A 7,269-nucleotide genomic window follows, 5' to 3' on the forward strand; every position below is an offset into this window, starting at 1 on the left:
CGGCACATTCGCCGGAGTACTCGCCCCGCCCATGATGGGCCACTTCGTCAGCGCAGCGAACGGAACCGCCGCGGGATTCGAGCATGGCTTTGCTCTTCTTGGCGGCCTGTTGATTCCGGCAGGACTACTGGGTATCTGGCTAATGAACCCGGAAAAATCGGCGCGGCGATTGCAGCGGCTGCGCATGCTTCGCGAGACTGCTGACGCACAGAGCCCCGTCGCATATGAAGAGCGCAGGCCCCAGACGGCCCAACCCTTGAAGCGAAGAGTATAGCGACTGGTTGGCCGTTCCAGGCATCTCGAGCTCCTCGAATACCTACACCATTCAACAAACCGGCTTGCTGCCGAGGAAGAGACCTATGTCCCATGAAGTGAAGCACACGTTCCTGGAGTCTGCCGTATGACACATGATCAGTTACTGTTTGATGTAAAAGACGGCGTCGCCACGCTGACACTGAACCGTCCCGAGCAAAAGAACGCGCTGGATCTGCCGATGCGCGACGGGCTCGATGATGCAGTCCGACGGATCCGACGGGACCGTGAAATTCGCGCAGTCATTTTGCGCGGGGCTGGTGGCGATTTCTGTTCCGGTGGCGACGTACGCGGCATGTCGCCGCGAAGCGCGGAAGACGGGCGTAACCGCATCGACGATCTGCACCCGTTCGTGAGCGCTCTGATAGATCTGGACCGGCCGGTGATCGCGGCGGTGGACGGTGTCGCGTATGGCGCGGGTTTCAGCCTTGCCCTGACAGCTGACTTTGTGATCGCCACGCCGCGCGCGCGGTTCTGTCTGCCGTTCCTCAAGGTCGGTCTCGTGCCGGACTGCGGTGCGTTTTATACGTTGCCGCGCGTGATTGGTCTCTCGCGGGCGAAAGATCTGGTTTTTACCGCGCGTGAAATCGGCGCCGACGAAGCACAACAAATGGGAGCTGTATTCGAAATCCATTCTCCCGACAAGCTATACCACCGGGCCGAGCAGATTGCGCAAAGTCTCAGCGGGGCTTCTTCTATAGCGTTCGGGCTCTCTAAACGGGCCTTGAACATGTCGCTCAGCAGCGATTTGCGAACGCTGCTGGAAATGGAGTCGGCCGCACAGGGTATCGCATGCACCACGCAAGCGCATCAGGACGCCGTACAACGTTTCAAGGAGAAACTGCCCGCGCGCTTCCAGTGGACCGCAGGGTAGGCGTTATCGTTGAAGGCGACTGCTCTTGCGGGGATCGCGACGGGTCGATCGTGAGTGGTGCAGTGAATAGATTTTAAGAGAGAGGACAGGCAGATGGACTTACGCCCTACCGCAACGGAATATGCCTTCCGTGAAGAAGTCAGGGCCTTTTTGCAAGCTCAACTTCCGGCTGACATCCGCGACAAAGTACTAGGCCACCAGCGCATGGAGAAAGACGACTATGTGCGCTGGCATCGCATCTTGCACGCGCACGGGTGGGGGGCGCCGAGCTGGCCGAAGGAATTCGGCGGCACCGGCTGGAACACAATGCAACGGCTCATCTTCGATATCGAGACTGGACGCGCGGGCGCACCATGGCTGCTGCCTTTCGGTGTCAGCATGATCGGACCGGTGTTGATCAAGTACGCCAGCCCCGAGATTCAGGCGCGCTTTCTACCACGGATTCCGGGGGTCGACGACTTCTGGTGCCAAGGCTATTCCGAGCCCGGCTCCGGCTCCGATCTCGCTTCGCTCAGGACGAGCGCGGTCAGGAAAGGCGACCGCTATATCGTGAACGGCCAGAAGACCTGGACCACGATGGCGCACTTCGCCGACTGGATCTTCTGCCTCGTGCGCACGAATCCCGAAGCGAAGCCGCAAGAAGGCATTTCGATGCTGCTGATCGACATGAAATCGCCGGGCGTCAGCGTGCGCCCGATCGTGACGCTCGATGGCGGACACGACGTCAACGAAACGTGGTTCGAGGAGGTAGAGGTACCGGTCGCCAACCTGGTGGGTGAGGAAAATCGCGGCTGGACTTACGCGAAGTATCTGCTTGGGCACGAGCGCACGGGCATTGCCGGAATCGGCCACTGCTATCGCGAGCTGCGTCTTTTGAAGCACTACGCTGCGCAGTCCCCCGACGGCGCGGGCGGCACGATGCTCGACGACGTGCGCATGCGCGACAAGATCGCGAGTATCGAAATGGATGTGATGGCGTTGGAGATGCTGTTGCTGCGCGTGGCGACGGCGGATGCCGGGAAAGCGCCGGGTCCGGAGGCGTCGATCGTAAAGATCCGCGGCTCGGAACTTCAGCAGGACATCGCGATGTTGCAGCTGGAGGTTGCCGGACCGCACGGCTGGCCTTATTCGCCGCAATGGCTCGCGGCCGGCGCCGAACAGCCCGTCAACGGGCCGACATGGGCTGCGCCTGCTGTGTCCACGTATTTCGACATGCGCAAGACGTCGATCTACGGGGGTGCGACCGAAGTGCAGAAAAACATCATCTCCAGGATGATTCTCGGCCTCTAGGAAAGAACCATGGATTTCACTTACAGCGAAGAGCAGCAGATGCTCTCGGACAGTCTGCGCCGCTTTGTCGGGACCGAGTACACGTTTGAAAAGCGGCGCAGGCGCGTGCGGGAAAGCGCGAGCTTTGACCCGCAGATCTGGTCGATGCTAGCGGACATGGGTGTCATCGGCCTCACCGTGCCGGAGGAGTACGGTGGCTTCGGCCAAGGCCCCGCGAGCAGGCTCGTGGTGCAGCGCGAACTGGGTCGGGTGCTGGTGCTCGAACCGGTCATTCCGAGCGGCGTAGTCGCGGCGGAAGTGCTGAATGCGTTTGGCAGCCCGGCGCAGAAAGATGCGTGGCTGGCCGCTATCGCCAGCGGAGAACGTGTTGTGACCGCCGCCTGGCTCGAACCGGGCACACGCTACCGGCCGGAAGCCGTGCGCACGATTGCCCATCGAACCCAAGACGGCTACGTGCTCAACGGTGTCAAGTCACTCGTCTGGCATGGCGAAACAGCCGATGCAATATTGGTCACGGCGAAACTGGACGGCGCCAACGACGTCGGACTCTTCATCGTGCCGCGTGGCACGCCAGGCCTTGCCATCACCGGCTACCCCACCATGGATGGTCTGCGTGCCGCTGACCTGAAGCTAGAATCCGTTGTGGTTGGAGACGATGCCATCGTAGGCGGACCGCAAGACGGGCTGAACGCGCTCACGCACGGGCTCGATCATGGGATTGCTGCAATTTGCGCAGAGGCAGCCGGCGCGATGGAGAAGCTGATCGAGATCACAGTGGAATATCTGCGTAACCGTCGTCAGTTCGGCCAGCCGCTGGGCGCTTTTCAGGCCTTGCAGCATCGCATGGCCGACATGCTTGTGCAGAAGGAGCTGGCGCTGTCGATGGCCTATGTTGCGGCTCAGGCGCTCGACGAAGCGGACCCGGCCCAGCGCCGCCGCATGCTGTCCGCCGCCAAGGTCACGGTCGCAAAAGCGGGGCGCTTTGTCGGCCAGCAGGCGGTGCAACTGCATGGAGGAATGGGTATGACCGACGAACTGGAAGTCGGCGACTATCTGAAGCGCCTCACGATGTTCGATCCGTTGTTCGGCGACAGCGACTACCATGTCGCGCGCTACTGTGAGGCCATGCAAAGCTGAGCGTGAGGGCTGCGGCGCATCGCTGCCCGGGTGTCGTACGGGCGCTCGCTGGCGATGCATGGCGTCGGACCCGCGGAAGGGTAGCGGCTACTTCCGGCCTTCCGTCGAAGGCTCCCATGGCGCAAAAGCATGAGACGCCGGCTCGCATGACGCATGCCGTTTTCTAAGCAGTGATCCATTTGACAGCTTCTTCGAGCGGGGCGCGATTCGTTCGATATGAATTGGCAGGATGCCCTTCGTCCGCATAGCCGAAGGATATTGCACACACCATCCGCCGGTCCACGCCCAGGTTCAATTCGCGCCTGACGACCTTCGCGTACGACGACAGCGCCGCTTGAGGAATCGTCGCCACACCGCTGGCGTGTGCGGCAAGCAGAAAGTTGCTGACGTAACATCCACAGTCGATTGCCCCATAGATACCGAGTGCCTCGTCCGTGGTGATAATTGCCACATGGGGAGCGCCGAAAAATCGAAAATTCTCGAGCGCCTGTCGGGTATAGGCGGCCTTATCGCCACGTCCAATTCCCAGCGCGCTGTAGAGTTGGAATCCGGTCTCGCGTCGGCGGTCTAGATAGGCCCCCTTGTACTCGCGGGGAAATGCAAAGTCGGGTTCCTGAGGCGCTTCGTTTGACGCATGTTCGTAGAGTGTGCGCATGAGTCGCTCAGTACCCTCACTCTCCGTGATCGTGATATGCCACGGCTGACTGTTGCACCACGAGGCTGATCGTTGAGCGGTGGCGAGAATTTTTTCAATGGCGTCTCGGGGAACTGGGTCCGGCCGGAATGCGCGACAACTATACCGCTCGTCAAGAAGTCGCCGAACGACCTCAAAGTCGTCATCGTGGCGTGTGTTCGCCGATAGTTCTTCTGGTCCAGACGAATACATAGGGACTCCAGATTTCGGTGGGATTTTTTGATTGGGCTGGCACTCTCGATCCGAATTTGGACGAGACCCTCCCGGCGGTTCGCACGCTGCGTCTCGATAGAGGGGGCAATGCCAAACAATCTTTGCTAAGCCAAGTGTCGACAGGACGTTTATCGTCGATCGGAGATGCAAGTCCTCGGCAATGCGGTGCTCCATTCGCACGTTGCTAGTCGCTTTGTCGTCCGCAATATGCCATTCCGTCAGTTTAGCTGAACAAGTATTTCATTGTGTAGTCAGAGACTGTGCCGCAGCTATAGGACCGCAACTTCTTGAGTACCCGGTTGGTCTCGTTCTCGGCTTCGCCCTGATCTCCGACGATGCGCGTATGCCCGGTTCCTCCGAAAATCCGAAATAGACGCCATCGCCTCCGCCTTGGAGCAACTCTGCCAGACGCCCACGATGAACGAGGCGTTCAGGGAGACCATCGCGGCCAGCGAGACGATCTCGATATCACGGTCTTTCGGGAAGTGGCTTCCTGATTGAGAATCAGGGGGCCGTCAGACGCAAACGGATACAGGTGGGCCGCGTCAACATCCTCGACCTTGCCTGGATTGATGCCGACCGGCGCACGCCACGCCTGCCACGCCAGATAAACAAGATACGCGGCACCGACGCTTTTGAGTAGCGTGAAGGCAACTTTGGAAGCCACCAGCAGAGCGCGGACCCCAACTGCGACAACAAACGTGTGCACCAGAAGCCCCGTACACAGTCCCAATACGATCACCAGGCCTGAGCGGGTCCCTCGCATCGCGGACTGCAGCAGCACGAAGAGATTGTCCGGACCGGGCGTGAGCCCCAGCACAAGTGAAATTCCGAAGAATGGCAACAACGTCGAGAGGGCAGCATAGACAACTCCTTGCGATTCCGTACGAGCGACTCAGGCAGTCGGTGGATCCAAGCATAAACGGCTGACCGGCCCCGCGAACCGTCAAACGACTCACAACCATGCTCATTCGTCTCAATCGATTGCAGGAATTATGCGCCTGGCCTGTGCCGCCCTCTGCGTAGTACAGAGGCGGCGTGTGAAGTCCTGACGCCACCGTGGGGATTCCGACTAGCTGTGCATTTTCTCTTGTTCGCGGGCGAGCGGTTCACCCCTCGCGACCATAGCGCTCTGACGTGAGTCAGTGCACGAATGCTCAGCGGACAATGGCGTCGCGCACGCGACGGTCAGCGTTGGGTCGGGACGAGCCGATGGCCAGCCAGCAGAGTGCGGCCATCGGCGGCCATTCGAGAAGTGGACTCGACTCGGCTGGCGGGATACCATAAGCGCGTGGAAGATCGTGAGTCGCGACAAAGCGCTTTACCATCCCGTTCTACTCAACAAAGGTCCGGAACGCTTGTCTTTATTTTCTCCAGCCGCCGTTCTCGTTGAAGACCGCCTGTTGCAGGGGGTCTCTTGCTAGGCCGCATCGGCGTCGCGGCCGCCTTGGCATTGCTGAAATTCCTCGCGATCCTTCCCTATGGTGTGACTGCCCGTTTCGGCGATGGCCTAGGCTGGCTGCTCTACCAGTTGCCTAGCCGGCGTAAGCGCATCGTCCATATCAATCTGGGGCTTTGCTTTCCCGATTGGAGCGCCGAACGCGTCGAAAGCGTGGCGCAGCAGCATTTCCGCCATGCGATCCGCAGCTACGTGGAGCGCAGCGTCCAATGGTTCGGTTCGGCGGAAAAGCTGAAGAAACTGGTGGTCGTAGACAGCGAGGTTGATTTGTCGGACCCGGACATGCCTCCCACGGTGCTGCTTGGGGCACACTTTGTTGGCATTGAAGCGGGCTCGGTATTCATCAATTACGCGCTGGGCAGGCCCTGCGGCGCGTTGTATCAGCCAATGTCCAACAAGGCGCTGGATGCCGTTGCGCGAACCCAGCGTGGCCGTTTCGGTTCTGAAATGGCCAGCCGCGCCGACAGCGCGCGCATCGTGTTGCGATGGCTTCGCGATAAAAAGCCTGTCATGCTCGGCGCGGATATGGACTATGGACTTCGCAATTCGACTTTCGTCCCTTTCTTCGGCATTCAAACCTGTACGCTGACTGCGGTCGGACGGCTTGCTAAAGCCGGTCAAGCGCAAGTGCTGCCGTTTATTGGCGAGGTGCTGCCGCACTATAGAGGTTATCGGTTGAAAGTATTCAAGCCGTGGCAGGATTATCCGACTGGGGATGACGCGATCGACGCGCGCAGGATGAATGCTTATCTGGAAGAGCAGATCCGCCGGATTCCTGAACAATATTACTGGGTCCATAAGCGCTTCAAGACCCGGCCGCCTGGCGAAGCGTCGTTTTATTAACGATGCGGCAATCGCACATTGAGTCTGGAGCACACGTGATCAAGTTGACATCGGTACATCGGGACTGGATCTTCGATATGACGCCGGATACGCTGCCCGACGGCTATTCGGCTAGCGCGTGGGTTCAGCGCGAAGCGCGTGAAGGCGAGACCCAAGGCGAAAATTTTATTTTCTCCGACCTCGGACATTACGCTACACAAGAGGAGGCGACGAGCCGGGGCGAATCTTGGGCCATTCGGTGGGTCAACGAGAACGACTACTGATAGTTCAGGTTGGCGGTAGAAAGTTTGCCGGGCGACGCGCTTTTTTCTAAAAGCACTCAGTGGCGCTACATCTCGCAAGCACCGTCGTGTGCATACGAACCATTAGCTGCTAACGCGGGCTTACCTACAAGTCGAGCGCCTTGATGCATCCGGCGTTAAAAAACAGTGATCGTGCCACAGCGAA

The 7,269-nt window shown here is 59.6% G+C and carries 6 protein-coding genes and 2 pseudogenes; 6 read left to right on the top strand and 2 right to left on the bottom strand.

Annotated features, from left to right (window positions below):
- The 4 genes and pseudogenes from WCA53_RS14115 to WCA53_RS14130 form a co-directional block, all read left to right on the top strand.
- Positions 1-274 (top strand): annotated as a pseudogene (locus WCA53_RS14115) (hypothetical protein); the annotation flags it as partial.
- A 126-nt stretch (positions 275-400) separates the two neighbouring features.
- Positions 401-1,186, top strand: coding sequence for an enoyl-CoA hydratase/isomerase family protein (locus WCA53_RS14120; protein WP_423911241.1), 786 nt, complete (start codon positions 401-403; stop codon positions 1,184-1,186).
- Positions 1,187-1,279: 93 nt separating this feature from the next.
- Positions 1,280-2,476, top strand: a complete 1,197-nt coding sequence (locus tag WCA53_RS14125; RefSeq protein WP_423911244.1) for an acyl-CoA dehydrogenase family protein — start codon at positions 1,280-1,282, stop codon at positions 2,474-2,476.
- Positions 2,477-2,485: 9 nt separating this feature from the next.
- Positions 2,486-3,613 carry an acyl-CoA dehydrogenase family protein gene (locus tag WCA53_RS14130; protein ID WP_423911247.1) on the top strand — a complete coding sequence of 376 codons (1,128 nt, stop codon included), beginning with the start codon at positions 2,486-2,488 and terminating at the stop codon, positions 3,611-3,613.
- A 163-nt stretch (positions 3,614-3,776) separates the two neighbouring features.
- On the opposite strand, the gene WCA53_RS14135 is transcribed toward WCA53_RS14130, so the two are convergent.
- Both WCA53_RS14135 and WCA53_RS14140 read right to left on the bottom strand, forming a co-directional pair.
- Positions 3,777-4,694, bottom strand: coding sequence for a nitroreductase (locus tag WCA53_RS14135; protein WP_423911250.1), 918 nt, complete (start codon positions 4,692-4,694; stop codon positions 3,777-3,779).
- Positions 4,695-5,070: 376 nt separating this feature from the next.
- A pseudogene (locus tag WCA53_RS14140) lies at positions 5,071-5,367 on the bottom strand (LysE family translocator); the annotation flags it as partial.
- A gap of 570 nt (positions 5,368-5,937) precedes the next feature.
- Here WCA53_RS14140 and WCA53_RS14145 point away from each other — a divergent pair.
- Both WCA53_RS14145 and WCA53_RS14150 read left to right on the top strand, forming a co-directional pair.
- Entirely contained in the window at positions 5,938-6,822 is an 885-nt protein-coding gene (locus WCA53_RS14145) for a lipid A biosynthesis lauroyl acyltransferase (RefSeq protein WP_423911252.1), read from the top strand.
- A gap of 35 nt (positions 6,823-6,857) precedes the next feature.
- Positions 6,858-7,085 carry a hypothetical protein gene (locus WCA53_RS14150; RefSeq protein WP_423911254.1) on the top strand — a complete coding sequence of 76 codons (228 nt, stop codon included), beginning with the start codon at positions 6,858-6,860 and terminating at the stop codon, positions 7,083-7,085.
- Positions 7,086-7,269 lie beyond the last annotated feature (184 nt).

This window comes from Caballeronia sp., from assembly GCF_049581465.1.
In the GTDB taxonomy this organism is placed as follows: domain Bacteria; phylum Pseudomonadota; class Gammaproteobacteria; order Burkholderiales; family Burkholderiaceae; genus Caballeronia.

Bases quoted from the DNA above. Each gene is read 5' to 3' on its own strand.
- WCA53_RS14120 (WP_423911241.1), top strand. From the start codon at position 401: ATGACACATGATCAGTTACTGTTTGATGTAAAAGACGGCGTCGCCACG.
- WCA53_RS14125 (WP_423911244.1), top strand. From the start codon at position 1,280: ATGGACTTACGCCCTACCGCAACGGAATATGCCTTCCGTGAAGAAGTC.
- WCA53_RS14130 (WP_423911247.1), top strand. From the start codon at position 2,486: ATGGATTTCACTTACAGCGAAGAGCAGCAGATGCTCTCGGACAGTCTG.
- WCA53_RS14135 (WP_423911250.1), bottom strand. From the start codon at position 4,694: ATGGAGCACCGCATTGCCGAGGACTTGCATCTCCGATCGACGATAAAC.